Source organism: Mycetocola spongiae, from assembly GCF_020424085.1.
GTDB lineage: Bacteria > Actinomycetota > Actinomycetes > Actinomycetales > Microbacteriaceae > Mycetocola > Mycetocola spongiae.
Map to the genome: position 1 here is coordinate 2,065,231 of NZ_CP080203.1, position 16,503 is coordinate 2,081,733.

A 16,503-nucleotide genomic window follows, 5' to 3' on the forward strand; every position below is an offset into this window, starting at 1 on the left:
GTGCCCCCACCCACCCGGGTCGTTAACGCCCAAAGGACATCACAGCATGGAACCTGAAATCTCCGCGGATCGCATCACCCGCGTGCGCGTGTGGACGTGCGCCCTGCCCCTGCCCTATCCGCTGCGGCTGGGACCCATCTCCTATGTCACGCGCGATTATGTGGTGCTGCGCATCGATACCGCGGGGGGCCTGAGCGGGCGGGCCGTGGGTTATGCCCGCAATACGCCGCTGCACGAGGCCACCGCGGGCCTGGCCGCCCAGATTCTGGGGGAGCCCGCCGATCCCGTGGCGGTGTCCGCGACCCTGCGCTCGCGCTTCTCCCCGGGATGGGCGGCACTCGTGCGGGCGGCCTCGCTGATCGATGGTGCGCTCTGGGATATCCGGGCCCGCGCACTCGGGGTCCCCCTCGCGCAGGCCCTCGCCCCCGAGGCGGCCCCGCGCGCCACCCCGGTTCCGCTGATGGCCGTGGCCGGGTATTTCCCGGACCGCCGCCCGGAGGGGGCCGTGCTGGATGAGATCCGCCGGTTTGTGGACGAGGGCTATACGATCATGAAATATATGGTGCAGGGCGTGGACGCCGCCCAGGATCTGCGGGCGCTCTCGCGGGCGCGCGAGATCCTTCCGGCCGGCGTGGAACTCGCGGCCGATTTCCACGGGGTTTTTCATCGCGCCGAGGACTATGCCCGGCATAGCGCCGGGCTGGCCGACCTCGGGCTGCTCTTCGCCGAGGACCCGGTGCCCGCGTTTGAGACCCGGGAGGTGGGCCGCTGTGTGGGCGCGGCCGGGCTGGATATCGCCTCGGGCGAGGACGTGATCACGCCGTCCGCCTATCGGGAACTGAGCGGGCACGGCGTGCGCTATCTGCGCGTGGATGCCACCACCGTGGGCGGCCCGGCCCTCGCGCGGGCGGGGCTGGACTCGGCCGCACCCGGGAGCGTGCTGCCGCATGTCTGGCCGCACCTGCACGCGGCCCTCGCGGAGCGCTCGGAGGCGGTGCGAGCGCTGGAGGTCATCCCCGAATATGTCGGGGCGGAACCGCTGTCCCGGATCCTGACCGAACCCATGCCGATCTCGGGAGGCCGCTGGAGCCACTCGACCCGGCCCGGGCTGGACCTCCCCCTGGACTGGGAGGCGGTGGCCCGCACGGCCTCCGCGCACAGCACCCTTAAGAAGGAGTGATCATGGAATTTCTGGTGGAGATCAGCATTAACCTGCCCCCCGAGACGGACCCCGCGCTGCGCGAGGATCTCTACGCCCGCGAGGGTGCGCGGGCCGCGGAGCTCACCGCCTCCGGGGCGCTGAGCCGGATCTGGCGCGTGCCCGGGCGGCGCGCAAATTGGAGCCTCTATCGTGTCGCCGATGCGACCGAGCTGCACGGGCTGCTCGCCTCGCTACCGCTATACGCCTGGATGGATATCACGGTGCATCCGCTTGCCACCCATCCCGCCGATCCCTACCGGGACTGATCCATAAAACACCGCGCCGCTCCCCCGGGGGGGGGAGCGGCGCGGTATGAGGTGGGGCGCGACTACTTCAGCGAGACGCCCATCGTGAGGCCGCCGTCGATCACAAACTCGGAGCCCGTGGAATAGCCGGACTCATCCGAGGCGAGGAAGAGCACGAGGTCGGAGACCTCCTCGGGCTTCGCGCCGCGGCCGAGCGGAATGCTCATTCGCTCGGCGGACAGGCCCGCGGTCATCGGCGTCTCGATCAGGCCGGGGTGGATCGAGTTCACGCGGATACCGTGCTCGGCCACCTCCAGGGCCACCGATTTGGTGATCCCGCGGACGGCAAATTTGGAGGCCACATAGCCGTGCAGCAGCGGGCTGCCGCGCAGGCCCTCGATCGAGGATATGTTGATGATCGAGCCGGGGCCCGTGGCCTTCATCGCGGGGATGGCCTTCTGCATTCCGAGGAAGGTTCCGGTGAGGTTAATATCGAGGATCTTATTCCAGTCCTCAAGCTTAAAGTCCTCGGCGGGGGCGCCATTGGCGATACCGGCGTTATTCACCAGCACGTTGAGCCCACCAAACTCGGCCACGGCGAGCGCCACGGCCTTCTCCCAGTCGCCGGGCTGCGTCACGTCGAGGTGGATATAGCGCGCGTTTGCGCCGAGCTCGGCGGCCAGCGCCTCACCCTCGGCATCAAGCAGGTCTCCGATGACCACCTGCGCGCCCTCGGCCACCAGCTTGCGGGCGTGCGCCGCGCCCATGCCCCGGGAGCCGCCACTGATCAATGCAATTTTTCCGGATACACGAGCCATCGTGATCACCCTTTCCAAAATTAATGAGTCTAATCAATAATGAGTGTACTCCTCTACCGCTAGAATGGGAGCTTCGCTGCGCAGAGACGAGGGACGCCATGACGGACAGCACCGGATCCCCGGCCGCGGGCGGCCGCCGCGAGCGCAATAAGCTGGATAAATTTGAGCGCATCTTCCGCGCCGCGAGCGAGCTCTTTGATACCCACGGCTATGAGGGTGTCACCACCCAGGCCGTGGCCGATCGCGCCGATGTGGCCGCGGGCACCGTATTTCGTTATGCCGCGTCCAAGTCCGAGCTGCTCCTCATGGTGACCCAGCGCCGCGTGGCCGAGGCCGTGGCCGCGGGGGAAACCGCCGCCCGCGCGCTGCCCGCCGAGAACGGAATCGAGCGGCTCGAGGCCCTGCTACTCCCGCTGCTGGAGGCCTCCATCCGGGCGGGAAAAAACACCGCCCTCTTCCAGCGCGAGGTGCTCTTTGGCGCCCCCGAGGGCGAGTATCGGCTCGCGGCCCTCGCCGATATCGAACGGCTGGAGGCCACGCTGGCAGCGCTGATTCGCGAGCATGCGATGGCCCTCGGCGTGCGGACGCGGCTGGACCCCACGCTCGCCGCGCGCACCATGTTCTCCGCGTTCCAGCTGGAGGTTATCCGCGTGGGGCTGGGCTCCACCCCGCCCGAGGCGCTGCACACGGATCTGCACGCGCAGCTCGGCGCGGTGCTCGCCGGAACCCTGGGTCGTTAGGCGCGGGCCTCGCGCACCAGGAGATCCAGCGCATAGACATAGCCCCGGATGCCGGCGCCGGCGATCACGGCGCGGGCAATATCGGAGAGATAGGAGTGGTGGCGGAACTCCTCGCGCGCGTGCACATTGGTCACGTGTACCTCCACGAGGGGAATGGCCACCGCCGAGAGTGCATCGCGCAGGGCGATGGAGGTATGGGTATAGGCCCCGGCATTAATCACGATGCCGTCCACGCGGCCGGCCGCGGCGTGGATCGCGTCGATCAGCACACCCTCGTGGTTGCTCTGCAGAAACTCCACCTCGGCCCGGAGGTCCACGGCCTCCGCCGCCACGAGCGCCTCCACATCGGCGAGCGTATGCCGACCATAGCGCTCGGGCTCGCGCGTTCCCAGCAGATTCAGGTTGGGTCCGTTCAGGATCAGAATCGTGGGCACGGAATTCGTGGAGGCAGCCATGGTTATGAGTGTAGTGAGTACACGCCGGGGCGGGGAAGATTCCCGCCCGGATAGAGTGGGCCCACAGGCAAGAAAGGGACCCCGATCATGACGCTGCAGGAGAGCTGGGATGCCACCACCGCCGCGCAATTGCGCGAGCGCGGCGGGCTGAAGTGGACCACGGGTGGACCCGGCAGCATCGGGGCCTTTGTAGCGGAGATGGACTTTGGTACGGCCCCCGAGATCGGTGCCGCGCTGGCCGCGGCCGTGGGGCGCGGGGAGCTGGGTTATCTCACGCCGGGCCGGTCCCGGGGGCTGCGCGAGGCGGCCTCCGCGTTTTATCGCACCGAACTCGGCGCGGAGATCCCGCCGCAGCACGTGCACGAGGTGGCCGATGTCCTGACCGCGCTCGCGTTTACGATCACCCACCTCACCTCCCCGGGCTCCCCCGTGATCGTGCCCACCCCCGCCTATATGCCCTTCCTGGACCTGCCCCCGACCCTGGGCCGCGAGGTGATCCGGGTGCCGCTGATCCCCGGCCCGCACGGCCCCACCCCCGATCCCGCGGGCATCGCCCGGGCCTTTGCTGCGGGGGCCGAGCTGCTGATCCTGTGTAACCCCTCCAATCCCGTGGGCCGCGTCTTCACGCGCGGCGAGCTGGAGGGGGTAGCCGCGGTGGTCACCGCCGCGGGCGGGCGGGTATTTGCCGATGAGATCTGGGCGCCGCTGATCTATCCGGGCCATACCCATGTGCCCTATGCCGGGCTGAATGAGCACACGGCCGCGCATACCACCACGGGCTATTCCGCCTCCAAGGCCTGGAACCTGCCCGGGCTGAAGACCGCCCAGCTGATCACGCATAACGAGGCCGACCTCGCCGTCTGGGAAAAATTTGGCACGTTCACCGCGCTCGGGGCCTCCACCCTCGGGGTGATCGCGGGCATCACCGCGTATCGCGAGGGCGGCCCGTGGCTGCGCGAGGCACTCGAGTATCTGGACGGCAATCGCGCGGAGCTGGGCTCGCTGCTGGCCGAGCTTCTGCCCGAGGTGGGCTATTCCCCGCCCGAGGGCACGTATGTGGCCTGGCTGGATCTGCGCGGCCTGGATCTGCCCGATCCGGTGGCCGCCTGGGCCGCGGACGGGGTGCTGCTGACCGATGGGGCGGCCTGCGGGGCACCCGGCTTTGCCCGCCTGATCCTGGCGCTGCCGCGGCCGCTGCTGCGCGAGGCCGTGACCCGGATGGCCGCGACCGTGCGGCGGGCACGGGCCGCGCGGACCGCCTAAACTAGCGCTCATGACCCGCACGCAGGACTTCGAGGATGCCGCACCACGCCCGTTTATTCACGCGGGCCGCACCACCCTGGTCTATCGTTCCGGCCGCGAGGACGGCCCCGATTTTGTGCTGCTGCATGGCGTGGGGATGGGGCACGCCTATTGGCGCGGCCTGGCCGCGGATCTGGGCACATCCGGCACGGTGTATGCGCTGGATCTCCCCGGTTTTGGTGATGCCCCCGAGCCCGAGGAACCCCTGGATATGCCGGGCTCGGGCGATCTGATCGCCGAGCTCATCCGCGGGTTGGGGATCACCCGCCCGGTGCTGATCGGCCACTCGATGGGCACCCAGCTCGCGGTGGAGGCCGCCTGCCGCCACCCGGAGCTCTTTCCCGAGCTGGTGCTGCTGGCCCCCACGGTGAACCCGGCCGAGCGCACGTATCTGCGGCAGGGCCTGCGCCTGGTGCAGGACATGATCACCCCGCAGCTCACCACGATGTACTACGGCGCGATCTACTATGTGAAGGCCGGGCCGCGCTGGTACCTGAAGAAGCTCGGCACGATGATGCGCCATCATGTGGAGCTGAGGATGCCGCTGATCCGGGCGCATACCCTCGTGGTCCGCGGCGAGCGCGATCGGATTTCCCCGCGCGGGTGGGCGCGCGAGGTGGTGCGGCTGATCCCCGATGCCCGCCTGGTCGAGGTGCCCGGACACGGCCATGAAACCATGATTACCGGTTATCCGGAGGTGGCCGCGGCGATCCGCACACACCTCGGCTTGCCGGACGGGGATGACCTCCCCGGTTTGCACTGAGTGCAAGACTGCACTTAGTGTAATGGGGTGACCGTTTCCACCCCCGCGCCCCGCCCGCATCCCCTGCGCGAGCGCTCGCATCGCGCGATTCTTGATGCCGCCCGCGACCTCATCGCCCAAAACGGGGTGGCCGGCTTCAGCGTGGACACCCTCGCCGAGCGCGCCGGGGTATCCCGGCGCACGGTTTTTAACCACTTTGCGTCGATCGACGATATCGTCACGTCCTCGTGCACCGAGGCGCTGGGGATCCTCGTACACAGCATTAAGGCCTCGGTGGGCGCTGCGCCCCCCGGCGGCGGCAGCCGCTCCTCGATGTTTGAGCACGTCGTGACGGTGCTCCGCGAAACCGATATCCCCGGCGTGATCTCCTATCTCTGGCAGGCACTCGGCGGATTCGAGGCGGGCGATCCGCGCCCCTCCCAGATTTTCCAGGCCACGTTCTCGCGCACAGCGCTGGAGCTCGCCCAGGAACTCGCGGCCCAAAACCGCGAGGTGGACCAGCTCGAGGCCGAACTCCTGGTCTCCTCCCTCATGCACGGCCTCGAGGTCGTCGCAATGCACTGGCTCACCGCCACCAATGCCGCCACGGACAAGGACGCCCGTGATCTCTGGTACAGCCTGCTGGAACGCGTGATCCACAGCGTTCGCATCGGCTATCCGCCCGAGTAGCCCGTTCCCCCCGTCCGTCCCGCATTCCCCTAATACAGAAACGAGCTCCCCCTTGGCCGAACTGTTATATCGCCTCGGAAAATTCTCCGCGCGTCGCGCGTGGGCGGTTCTCCTCTCCTGGCTGGTGATCCTCGGGATCTCCGTCTCCGCCTTCTTCATCGTCGGCGGCACCCTCTCCGATGGGGTCTCGATCCCCGGCACCGAGACCGCCAAGGTCACCGATCAGCTCGCGGAGACCTTCCCGAGCGTGAGCGGCGGCAGCGGCACCATGGTGTTCCACTCCTCCGATGGGTCCGCACTGACCGCCGAGCAGCGCAGCCAGATCGGCGAGCTGCTGACCGACCTGCGCGATCTGGACGGCGTGAGCACCACCACCGATCCGTTTGAAACCCAGGCGATGATCGCCGAGCAGGTGGCCGCGGTGGCCGATGGCCGCACCCAGATCACCGAGGGACGCGCGCAGGCCGAGGCCGGCCAGGAGGCCCTGGATGCCGGACGCGCCCAGGTGGACGCGGGTCAGGCCCAGCTGGACGCCGCGCGCGGCCAGGCCCCCGCCGCCGCACTGCCCGCGCTTGAGGCCCAGCAGGCCACGCTGGATGCCGCCCGCAGCGAGCTCGACACGCAGCAGAAAACGCTGAGCGAGGGCCTCGCCGAGATCGCCAAAAACACCACCACACTGGACCTCTCCGAGCAGCTGCTGGCGATGTCCGCCGAGATTCGCACCGTGTCCCGGGACGAGGCCACGGCCGTGGCCAATATTGTCTTCACCGAGGCCCAGCTGGATATCCCGCCGGCCGAGAAGGACGCCGTGGTGGCCGCGGCCGCCGCGGGAGCCCCCGCGGGCGTGGACGTGGAGTTCTCCGCCGAACTCACCCAGGGTGTGCCGAGCATCTTTGGCGTCGGCGAGGCCGTGGGCCTGCTGATCGCCGCGATCACGCTGCTGGTGATGCTGGGCACCGTGATCGCCGCATCGCTTCCGCTCGTGAGCGCGATCGTGGGAGTGGGCGTGGGCGTGACCGCCGCGCTCTCGCTCTCGGGCGTGGTGGACATGCTCTCGATCACCCCCGTGCTCGGCGTGATGCTGGGACTCGCGGTGGGTATCGACTACTCGCTATTTATCCTGAACCGGCACCGCAAGCAGCTGCGCCAGGGCCTGGAACTGCACGAGTCGATCGGGCTGGCCAATGGCACGTCCGGAAACGCCGTGGTTTTTGCCGGCTCCACCGTGCTGATCGCGCTGCTCGCCCTGAACGTCACCGGAATCGGTTTCCTCGGCCTGATGGGCACCGTCGGCGCGATCTGCGTGGCCGTCGCGATCCTCCTCGCCGTGACCCTCACCCCGGCGCTGCTCGCCCTCGTGGGCAACCGGGTGCTGAAAAAGCGCGAGCGCGCCCTGATCGGCACTCCCCTGCCCGCAACCGCCGAGGTGAAGCCCATGCGCACGGGCCGCGCCGTGGTCACCCTGATCGCGGGCCTCGCGGCCCTCGTGATCGTGGCCCTGCCCGCGCTGGATATGCGCCTGGGGCTGCCCGATGGTTCCTCCGAGGCCGTGGACTCCACGCAGTATAAGTCGTATCAGCTCACCGCCTCCGAGTTTGGGGCCGGCGTGAACGGCCCTCTGCTGGTGGTGGCCACGCTGCCCGAGGCCGCAACCGAGGACGAGGTGCTCGCCGAGCAGGTGCGCATCGGCCAGGCGCTGAAGGACCAGGAGGATGTCACCGCGGTGGCCCCGATCGGCGCCTCCGAGGACCGCACGGTCCTCGCCTTCCAGGTGGTTCCGGTCGAGGGGCCCTCGAGCGCCTCGACCGAGCAGCTCGTGCGTGACCTGCGCGGCCTCTCGCCCCTGAGCGGGGACGTGGAGCTGGGTGTGGCCGGAAGCGCGAGTGGAAATATCGACGTATCCGAGCAGCTCGGTGCGGCCCTCCCGCTGTATCTGGCCGTGGTTGTGGGCCTCTCGCTGCTGATCATGATCCTCGTCTTCCGTTCGATCCTGGTGCCGCTGACCGCGACCATCGGATTTATGCTCTCGCTCGCGGCCACGTTTGGTGGCATCACCGCGATCTTCCAGTGGGGCTGGCTCGGCAGCGTATTTGGGGTGCACGATCCGGGCCCGATCCTGAGCTTCCTGCCGACGATCCTGATCGGAATCCTGTTTGGCCTGGCGATGGACTATCAGCTCTTCCTCGTCTCGGGAATGCGCGAGGCCTTCGCCCACGGGGCGCCCGCGCGCCTCGCCGTGCAGCGCGGCCTGCATGCCGGACGCACCGTGGTGATCGCCGCGGCAATCATCATGATCTCGGTGTTTGGTGGCTTCATCTTCGCCGAGTCCGCGATGATCCGTTCGATCGGATTTGGCCTGGCCTTTGGTGTGCTGCTGGACGCGTTTATCGTGCGCATGCTGCTGATCCCGGCCGTGATGCACCTGCTCGGGGACTCCGCGTGGTGGATCCCGAAGTGGCTCGACCGCATCCTGCCCAATGTGGACGTGGAGGGTGCCGCGCTTGAGCGCAAGCATCCCGCGCACGCCACCACGGACGCCTAACCCCGCGTCCCCCGCGGCCGCCCCTCTCCCCCGGGAGGAGGGCGGCCGCGGCCGTTAACACAAAGATTTTCCGGCGGCGGGCGGCAAACCCTGACACAATCGCAGTGCGGGAGAAAGGGGGGCGGGCTTGAATATTTTTCGGCGCGCCGGCGTGCTGCTGGCCGATACGGCACTGGCCGTGACCCTGCATGTGCGCGCCCCGTTTCAGCGTTTTCCGCGGCGCTTTCGCAACGGCGATCCGCGCCTGCCCGTGATCCTGATCCTGCCCGGCGTATATGAGACCTGGGCCTTCCTGGAACCCATCGCGGAGCGGCTGCACCGCGCGGGCTATCGGATCTCGATTGTGCGCGGCCTGGGCTATAACCTGCTGCCCATCATCGAGACCGCTCAGCGCCTCGCGCGCGCCCTGGGCCGCGGGCCGGTTCCCTCCGCGGGGCGGATTGTGCTGGCCCATTCCAAGGGTGGGCTGATCGGCAAGCAGCTCATGGTGGCCCACGGCGAGGCCCTGCAGATCCGCGGGGTGGTGGCCATCGCGAGCCCGTTTGCCGGGTCCAAGCATGCGCGCTATATCCTCGATCCGAGCCTGCGCGCATTCCTCCCCACCAATTCCACCATCGTGGGCCTGGGCCGGCATGCCGAGTTTAACGCCCGCATCGTATCCATCTACGGTCCCTATGATCCGCATGTGACCGAGGGCAGCCATCTCGCGGGTGGGATCAACCTCCCCGTTCCCATTTCCGGGCATTTCCGCATCCTGCGCGGCATCGAAACGCGGGACGCGGTGGAGCGCGCGCTGGCCGAGATTCTGCGCGCCACTCCCCCAAATGCGTCAGCACGGGATACGCGTTGAGCGAAGCCCAAGCCCGGGATGTGCATAACCGGGAGGGCATCACCTAGCCTGGAATGAGGCCACCCGATGTGGCCACGAGCCGCCGAGAACCAATCCTGGTCGCCAGCAGGGAGCCCCACGTGTCTATTGCCGAGTCAGCCTCCGATCTGCCCGAGCCCGCCGCGGGCCGGGCCCGCCCATTCCAGGTGGACCTGCGTGGCGTCGTGGATCTCCTCAGCCGCCATATCTATTCCAGCCCGCAGGTCTATCTGCGCGAGCTGCTACAAAATGGGCGCGATGCGGTGGCCGCCCGCGCGGGCGAGGCAAAGGCCCCCGCGGGGCTGCTGCGCATCAGCCCGGCCACCCCCGAGGACCCGGTCTTCCGCTTTACCGATAACGGCGTGGGTCTCACCGCCGATCAGGCCGCGGAGCTGCTCTCCACCGTGGGGCGCAGCTCCAAACGCGATGAGGTCCTGAACCTGCGCCGCGAGGACTTCCTGGGCCAGTTTGGAATCGGCCTGCTGAGCTGTTTTATGGTCTCCGATGAGATCATGGTGCGCTCGCGCGACGCCCACGGTTCCGCGCCGATCGAGTGGCTCGGCCGCTCCGATGGCACCTTCAGCGTGCGCGAGCTCGGCGCGGAGGAGGCCGCCGGGCTGCCCGTGGGGACCGAGGTCTCGCTGCGCCCGCGCCCCGATGATGCCGCGCTACTGGGCCCCGAGCGGGTGCGCGCCCTGGCCGCACTCTATGGCCGCTATCTGCCACTCGATGTGCAGATCGAGGAGGCCGATCGCTCCTGGACCACGCTCACGGTCCCGGCGCCGTTCCTGGAACCTGTGATCGAGGGCTCCCCGGGCGAGGAGGCCCAGCTGGAGCTTGGCCGCGAGCTTCTGGGTGCGCGCCCCCTCGCCGCGATTGAACTCGTGGTGCCCGGCACCGGCACCCGCGGCATCGCCTATGTGCTGCCCTATGCCCCGCCGCCCGGGGCCAAGCAGGCCAACCGCGTTTATCTGGGCCGGATGCTCCTCGGCGAGCGCGTGGATGATCTCCTCCCCGAGTGGGCGTTTTTTGTGCGCTGCGTGATCGATACCACCGGCCTGGCCCCCACCGCCTCGCGCGAGGGCTTTGTCGAAAACGACGCCCTGGAATATACCCGCACCGAGCTGGGGCAGGCGCTGCGCCGCTGGATCCTGCTGCAGGCCGCCACCCGCCCCTATAAGCTCGCCGAACTGGTGAAGGTGCATCAGCTTGCGCTGAAGTCGATGGCCGTGCATGATGATGAGCTCGCGGGGCTGATGCTGCCGTGGCTGCGCATCGAGACCTCCGCGGGCGAGATGACAATCTCCGAATACCTGGAACGCTATGGCGAGCTGCGCTATACCGAGACGGTGGATGAGTTCCGGCAGATCGCCGCGATCACCGCGCAGGATGTGCCCGTGGTCAACGGCGGCTATATCTACGATGCCGCGCTGCTGCGCCGGCTCCCCGAGCTTGTGGGCGCCTCCGTGCGCCGCGTGGATGTCGCGGGCGAGCTCGACAGCCTGGAGGCCCCCGATCTCTCCGAGCGCGGGGAGACCGTGGCGCTGGAATCCCGGGCCGAGGACGTACTCTCCGGCGTGGAGACCAGGGTCTCCGTGCGCCGCTTTGCCCCCGCGGACCTGCCCGCGCTCTATGTGGCCGATCCCGAGGTGCTGCGCCGCATCGAGCGCAGCAAGGCGAGCGAGATGGCGCCGGGGCTGTGGTCCGCGGTGATCGGAACCGCCGATGGCCTGCTCGCCAAACACGCCGAGGCCGCGGGGAAGGACCCCGCCGCCCGGGCCCGGCTGTGCCTGAACTGGGACAGCCCCCTGATTCGCCGCCTGGCCGCGCTGGACGATCCGCTGGTCTTCCGGCGCAGCATCGAATTGCTCTATGTGCAGGCCATGCTCGCCGGGCATCGCCCCCTGTCCCCCGCGGACCGGGCGCTGCTGACCGGCGCCATGACCGACCTTGTCCAGCTCAGCATCGGCCTCTAGAAAGGACCCCATGTCTTCCTCCTCCAGCACCGCCATTGACGACCTGATCGCGGAGATCGATACCACCCCTGTCGGACCCCAGGAACGAGACCTGATCGCGCGCGCCCTCGCGCTGGCCGAGGAGGCCGCCGATGACGATCGGGCGTTCCAGCTGCGGCTGCGGCTCACCACCTCGGCGCATATGTCCGGCGATACCGATGCGATGTTCTCCTCCTTCGGCTGGTGCGTGGGAAAAAACGACGAGGATGCGGCGCGGTTCCCGCTGATCTCCGAGGGCAATGACCTGCTGTTTCAGTACAAGTGGATGGCGGGCCGCCTCGCCACCAACCCCTCCTTTCCGCTCTCCCAGCTCGACGCCATCCATGCCGATATGTCGGAGCGCTATCGCCGCGCGGGCGTGAGCCAGTCGGGGGTCCTGCAGAGCCGCTTCGCGACCGCGATGGACACCGGCGAGCTGCGCGCGGCCGGGCGCTATCGCGAGGAGCGCGAGCTGATTCCGCGCGATGACTATAGCCACTGCGAGGCCTGCGTGCGCAGCGAGGATGCCTTCTATTTCTCCGAGCTGGGCGAGGATGAGACGGCGCTGCGCCTCTACGATGAGATTTTTGACGGCCACCTGACCTGCGGCGAGGAGCCCGAGGCGAGCGAGGCCCAGGCGCTGCTGCCGTTCCTGCGCGCGGGCCGCCTGGACGATGCCCGCCGGGCACACCTGCGCAGCTATCGCGTGGCCCGGTATTCCCCCGATAGCCTCGGCATCATCGCCAACCACCTGGTCTTCTGCGCGGTTACGGGCAATGAATCGCGCGGGCTATCGATCCTGGAACGCCAGCTGGGCGAGGTCACCCTGGACCCGCTTAACCGCTCGCTCCTGTTTTCCGTCTCCAGCGCGATCGCGGTGCTGCTGGATGCCGTGACCGCCGCGGGCGCGGGCGATACCCCCGTGCGCGGCGCTGAAAACCCCGATCTGCTGGGGCTCTTTGGCCCGCACGACGGCCCCTGGAACGCCAGCGACCTTGCCGCGCGGATGTGGGAGCGGGCACAGACCCTCGCCGCGGAATTTAATGCGCGCAATGGCAACGACTATTTCACGCTACGTCTCAACCGTTCGCGGGCGCTGGCCGAGGAGCACTACGATCTGCCGCTGCAGGGCGAACGCTTCACGCCGCCCTCCCCGACCACCCATACCGAGCCCGTGAGCTCCGCCGATTGGCTGGGTCGCGCCCGCGCATCGTTTTTGACCGAGAATGCGCAGGACATCCTGGACGCCGTGGGCAGTGGCCTCGCGGTGGAGGATGGCGATCTGGATTCCCGGTTGAGCCTCTTCGGCTGCGGGGCGCAGGCGCTGCTCACGCTGGAGCGCACGGAGGATGCCGCGGGCTTCCTCGCGCTGCGCGCCGAGGAGCTTCGGGCCGCGGGCCGCGAGGCCCAGGCCGCGGTGGAGGACCGGCTCGGGGTGCTGCTTTTTGGTGCCGCGGGCGAGGAGGATCTCCCAGTGCTAACCGCGGAACTGGAGCGGGCCCGGGTCGAGCAGGCCCCCGCGATTGTGCTCAGCGATCTCCTGCTGACCACCGCCGATCTGCACATGCGCGGCCAGCGGCACGGCGCCGCACTCCCGCTCGCGGCCGAGGCCCTGGTGCTGGCGGAGGACAACGATCTGGAGCAGATGCGGGTCACCGCGCGCCTCGTCTCCGCCTATGCGGAGCTGAATAACGGCGATATGCCCGCCGCCGTGGTACACCTCGATACGCTCCTCGCCTCCCCGCTGGTGGCCCCGATGCGGGTGAATGTTTTGCGCCTGCGGGCACAGGTTCACGGCGCCTCGGGTGAGCCCTCCGAGGGCGCGGCCCTGGCCGATCAGATGCTCACGCTTGTGGCCGAGAGTGGCTCGCGCGAGGGCGTGATCCTGGCGGCCCAGCTCGCCGCCAACCTGCTCAGCGATGATAACCGCGACGGCGAGGCCGCGGCGCGGATCGAATATGCGCTGGAGCACGCCCGGCTCGCGGAATCCGAGGAGCAGAACGCCCTGCGTTTCCTGCTCGGCCGCTATCAGCACTGGGCGGGCGAAAATGCCGCGGCCGTGGAAAACCTGGACGCCGTCTTCCGCGCGCAGGGCCCCGAGGTTCCCGCAACCCAGCGATCCGAGACGCTGTTTTGGCTCGGCCAGGCGGCGCAGGGTGCCGAGGAGAACGGCCTGGCCTATGGGGCACTGAGCCAGGCGATTGAACTCGCGGAGGAGGGCGAGGCCTATCCGCTCGCGGCCCGCGCCGGCATTACGCTGGGTCAGCTGCTGGCCCAGTTTGATGATCCCGATGCGGTTGCCGTGCTCGAACGCGCCCTCGCGCACTCCGATCTGGCCGAGGACGCCACGATGTCCACGATGGCCCGGCATCGCCTGGGCCAGGCCCGCGCCGCCCACGGCGATCCCGCGGGGCTGGAGGATCTGGCGGCCGTGGAGCAGATTGCACGCGAACAGGGCGCCGATTGGCTGATCGCGGAGGTCACCGATTCCACGGCCCGCGCGCTGGGTGCGCTGGGCCGCGGCGATGAGGCCATCGCGGCGGCCCTGCGGGCAGCGGACGCCTTTGCCGATTGCGGAGACGAGGGCAATGCCGCCATGGCCGAGCTCTTTGTGGCGCGGGCGCTCGGCGAGTCCCGGCGTCTGGAGGAGGCCGTGCCGATGTATCGCGCGGCAATCGACCGCCTCGCGCCGGGCACCCCGCCGTTTATTGGGCTGAACCTGGAACTCGGGTCGGTCCTGGAAAGCCTCGAGCGACACGAGGAGGCCGCGGCCGCGCGCGCGGCCGCCGAGCGGGAATAGTCTGCGCGGGCCACCCCGTCTCCCACGGAACGGGGTGGGCCGCGCCTCGGCGAATTCACAGGCTGACGCGCGCCCCGCGCCGTAACATGGGCGAATGAGCACCGAGGCGGCCACGACCCCCGTCGTTGCGCGTACCATCCGGGTGTTTTATGTGGCCCAGTGGATCGTTCCGGTCCTGCTGCTCTGGCTGCAAACCTCCCTGGCCGGCTCCCACGGCCGCGTCGCCACGCAGTCCTTTGTCACCGATCTGCCGTTTGTTCTCCTCGGTCCCCTGCTGACCCTCGTGACGCGCGAGGGTGTGCTGCGAAAATCAGTTCCCACCGGTTATGCCGTGGCCTCGGTGATTGGCTGGGTGGTGTCCCTCGCGGCCACCCTCGCGCTCTGGTCCGAGGCCTGGAGCACAAACCGGCCCGCGCCCGGTGCCCCGCTCGCGGATCTGATCACGATCATCGCGCCGATGGTGGCGATCTGGTTCCTCATCGCCCACGTGCAGTCGTCGCCGGGCGGCCGCGGCGGCTTCCCGCGCGGCATCTTCCTCTTCCAGTGGGTGCTCGGCGGCGGCTATATTTTTGCGATGGCTTTCCTGGCCTCGGTCTCCTCGCGCATCGCGCAGGTACACCCCTCCACCACCGCCTGGGTGATTCTGGGCACGGTCGCGGCGGGTGTTCCGCTGCTTGTGGGCCCCCTGATGACGGTTGTCTCGGGCCCGCTGCGGGCCTCGCGGCGACTCCCCGTGGCCTATCTCTGTGGCGTGGTCGCCACGGTGGTGTTTTTGGTCCTGGAGGCGTGTGAGCTGGCGCGGCTGGGCCGGCCGCTCGCGATCCACTGGGCTACCTGGAATATGCGCTCCCCCGCGCTCGCGCTGGATTCCCGGCTCGCGCTGCTGGCCGCGATCATCAGCATTGTCATCCTGGTGAGCCATGCGCGGCATCAGGTGCGGGTCGAGGCAGCGGAGCAGCCCGCGCCGCCGGTCGTGCCCGCGCCGGCCGCGGCCCCCGCGCGCTCCCGGGCCTGGGTTCTCTGGGGCGGGTGGATCATGGTGGTGCTCGCGCCTCTGGTTTTTATCGCCCGCTGCCTGATTTTTGATCATCCCCAAAATATGGGCCCCGATCTGCTGTATATCCTGCCGCCGCTGCTGGGCGGCCTGCTGCTGGGTCCGCTGATTGCCCGGCGGCGTTTCCTGCGCCGCGGGCTGCCGCTCCCGCCCGGCTATGTGGCGCTCACGCCGATCCTCTGGGTCCTGGTGCTGATCACGGTGGCGCTTCCGCCGCCCGCGTCCCCCGCCGGCCGGCTGCCCAGCCTGCCGCGGGCCCTCGCGGATCTGCCCCCGGCAATCGCGCTGGCCTCGCGGCTCCTGCTGACCCTCGTAATCCTGCTCTGGCTCGTGAGTATTTTTCTGCTCGCGGCCCCGGCGCGGGGTGCCGCGGTATTGCTGCCGCCGGTGCCCGCGGATCCCGCAACGGAACCGACACCTGCACCGGGGGTTACCGAGACGGGTGCTGCCGAGACGGGGGCCACCGGGGCGGGGACTACCGGGGCTGGTGCTACCGGGGCGGGGGCCGCGCGTCCCGGGCCTCCGGGCGGGGACTCCCCCGCGGGCCCACCGGCATCCGCGTAATCCCGCGGCCTCCGCACCCGGACAGGCACTCCCGCTTCGCCCGCCCACCGACACCCGGTTACCCCGCTGCCTGCGCGCCCCGGACGCACACCCCTGGCCGGGCATTCCCCGCCATGCGCCCACCGTCATCCGCATAAACTTACGGCCCCACACCCGCACGGGTACTCCCGCTTCGCGCGCTCACCGGCACCCGGTTAGCTCCGATGCCTGTGCGCCCCGGGCCCACACCCCGGGGCGAGCATTCCCCGCGATGCGCCCACCGTCATCCGGATAAACCCCACGACCTCCGCACCCGGGCTCACACTCACACTCACGGGCGAGGACTCCCCCACCACACGTCCACCGGCATTCGCATAAAACCCGACCCAGATATCCCGGACTCACGACCCGAACGGGGATTCCCGCATCCCGCGCCCAGCAGCATCCGCTTCATCCCGCGGCCCCCGTGCTCCGTGCTCACGCTCCCGGGCGAGGGCTCGCCCGTCACG

General features: G+C 69.2%; 13 protein-coding genes. 11 read left to right on the forward strand and 2 right to left on the reverse strand.

What is annotated here, in order from left to right; genetic code table 11:
• The first annotated feature begins 46 nt into the window (after positions 1-46).
• Both KXZ72_RS09385 and KXZ72_RS09390 read left to right on the forward strand, forming a co-directional pair.
• Positions 47-1,180, forward strand: coding sequence for a mandelate racemase/muconate lactonizing enzyme family protein (locus KXZ72_RS09385; protein WP_226080505.1), 1,134 nt, complete (start codon positions 47-49; stop codon positions 1,178-1,180).
• Between the two features lie 2 nt (positions 1,181-1,182).
• Positions 1,183-1,467, forward strand: coding sequence for a muconolactone Delta-isomerase (locus KXZ72_RS09390; RefSeq protein WP_226080506.1), 285 nt, complete (start codon positions 1,183-1,185; stop codon positions 1,465-1,467).
• Positions 1,468-1,529: 62 nt separating this feature from the next.
• Here the strand turns inward: KXZ72_RS09390 and KXZ72_RS09395 are convergent, their stop codons facing one another.
• Positions 1,530-2,264 (reverse strand): glucose 1-dehydrogenase, encoded by a 735-nt coding sequence (locus tag KXZ72_RS09395; RefSeq protein WP_226080507.1) that lies wholly within the window; start codon positions 2,262-2,264, stop codon positions 1,530-1,532.
• Between the two features lie 98 nt (positions 2,265-2,362).
• Between KXZ72_RS09395 and KXZ72_RS09400 the strand changes: the two genes are divergently transcribed.
• Complete coding sequence (locus KXZ72_RS09400) at positions 2,363-3,004, forward strand: TetR/AcrR family transcriptional regulator (RefSeq protein WP_226080512.1); 642 nt, start codon at positions 2,363-2,365, stop codon at positions 3,002-3,004.
• On the opposite strand, the gene aroQ is transcribed toward KXZ72_RS09400, so the two are convergent.
• A complete protein-coding gene (gene aroQ / locus KXZ72_RS09405; protein ID WP_226080514.1) occupies positions 3,001-3,459 on the reverse strand; it encodes a type II 3-dehydroquinate dehydratase in 459 nt (152 codons plus the stop codon). The genes KXZ72_RS09400 and aroQ overlap by 4 nt on opposite strands.
• 87 nt (positions 3,460-3,546) lie before the next feature.
• On the opposite strand from aroQ, the gene KXZ72_RS09410 reads away from it, so the two are divergent.
• The 8 genes from KXZ72_RS09410 (at position 3,547) to KXZ72_RS09445 (ending at position 16,015) form a co-directional block, all read left to right on the forward strand.
• Positions 3,547-4,722 (forward strand): MalY/PatB family protein, encoded by a 1,176-nt coding sequence (locus KXZ72_RS09410; protein WP_226080516.1) that lies wholly within the window; start codon positions 3,547-3,549, stop codon positions 4,720-4,722.
• Positions 4,723-4,732: 10 nt separating this feature from the next.
• A complete protein-coding gene (locus tag KXZ72_RS09415) occupies positions 4,733-5,524 on the forward strand; it encodes an alpha/beta fold hydrolase (protein ID WP_226080518.1) in 792 nt (263 codons plus the stop codon).
• Positions 5,525-5,551: 27 nt separating this feature from the next.
• Positions 5,552-6,193, forward strand: coding sequence for a TetR/AcrR family transcriptional regulator (locus KXZ72_RS09420; RefSeq protein ID WP_226080519.1), 642 nt, complete (start codon positions 5,552-5,554; stop codon positions 6,191-6,193).
• Positions 6,194-6,245: 52 nt separating this feature from the next.
• A complete protein-coding gene (locus tag KXZ72_RS09425) occupies positions 6,246-8,735 on the forward strand; it encodes an MMPL family transporter (protein WP_226080521.1) in 2,490 nt (829 codons plus the stop codon).
• 127 nt (positions 8,736-8,862) lie between these two features.
• Complete coding sequence (locus tag KXZ72_RS09430) at positions 8,863-9,585, forward strand: esterase/lipase family protein (RefSeq protein WP_226080523.1); 723 nt, start codon at positions 8,863-8,865, stop codon at positions 9,583-9,585.
• Positions 9,586-9,704: 119 nt separating this feature from the next.
• Positions 9,705-11,579: an HSP90 family protein gene (locus KXZ72_RS09435; RefSeq protein ID WP_226080524.1), complete on the forward strand. Its 1,875-nt coding sequence runs from the start codon at positions 9,705-9,707 to the stop codon at positions 11,577-11,579.
• A 10-nt stretch (positions 11,580-11,589) separates the two neighbouring features.
• Positions 11,590-14,397 carry a hypothetical protein gene (locus KXZ72_RS09440; protein WP_226080526.1) on the forward strand — a complete coding sequence of 936 codons (2,808 nt, stop codon included), beginning with the start codon at positions 11,590-11,592 and terminating at the stop codon, positions 14,395-14,397.
• Between the two features lie 94 nt (positions 14,398-14,491).
• Positions 14,492-16,015, forward strand: a complete 1,524-nt coding sequence (locus KXZ72_RS09445) for a hypothetical protein (protein WP_226080528.1) — start codon at positions 14,492-14,494, stop codon at positions 16,013-16,015.
• Positions 16,016-16,503 lie beyond the last annotated feature (488 nt).

Bases quoted from the DNA above. Each gene is read 5' to 3' on its own strand.
- KXZ72_RS09385 (WP_226080505.1), top strand. From the start codon at position 47: ATGGAACCTGAAATCTCCGCGGATCGCATCACCCGCGTGCGCGTGTGG.
- KXZ72_RS09390 (WP_226080506.1), top strand. From the start codon at position 1,183: ATGGAATTTCTGGTGGAGATCAGCATTAACCTGCCCCCCGAGACGGAC.
- KXZ72_RS09395 (WP_226080507.1), bottom strand. From the start codon at position 2,264: ATGGCTCGTGTATCCGGAAAAATTGCATTGATCAGTGGCGGCTCCCGG.
- KXZ72_RS09400 (WP_226080512.1), top strand. From the start codon at position 2,363: ATGACGGACAGCACCGGATCCCCGGCCGCGGGCGGCCGCCGCGAGCGC.
- aroQ (WP_226080514.1), bottom strand. From the start codon at position 3,459: ATGGCTGCCTCCACGAATTCCGTGCCCACGATTCTGATCCTGAACGGA.
- KXZ72_RS09410 (WP_226080516.1), top strand. From the start codon at position 3,547: ATGACGCTGCAGGAGAGCTGGGATGCCACCACCGCCGCGCAATTGCGC.
- KXZ72_RS09415 (WP_226080518.1), top strand. From the start codon at position 4,733: ATGACCCGCACGCAGGACTTCGAGGATGCCGCACCACGCCCGTTTATT.
- KXZ72_RS09440 (WP_226080526.1), top strand. From the start codon at position 11,590: ATGTCTTCCTCCTCCAGCACCGCCATTGACGACCTGATCGCGGAGATC.
- KXZ72_RS09445 (WP_226080528.1), top strand. From the start codon at position 14,492: ATGAGCACCGAGGCGGCCACGACCCCCGTCGTTGCGCGTACCATCCGG.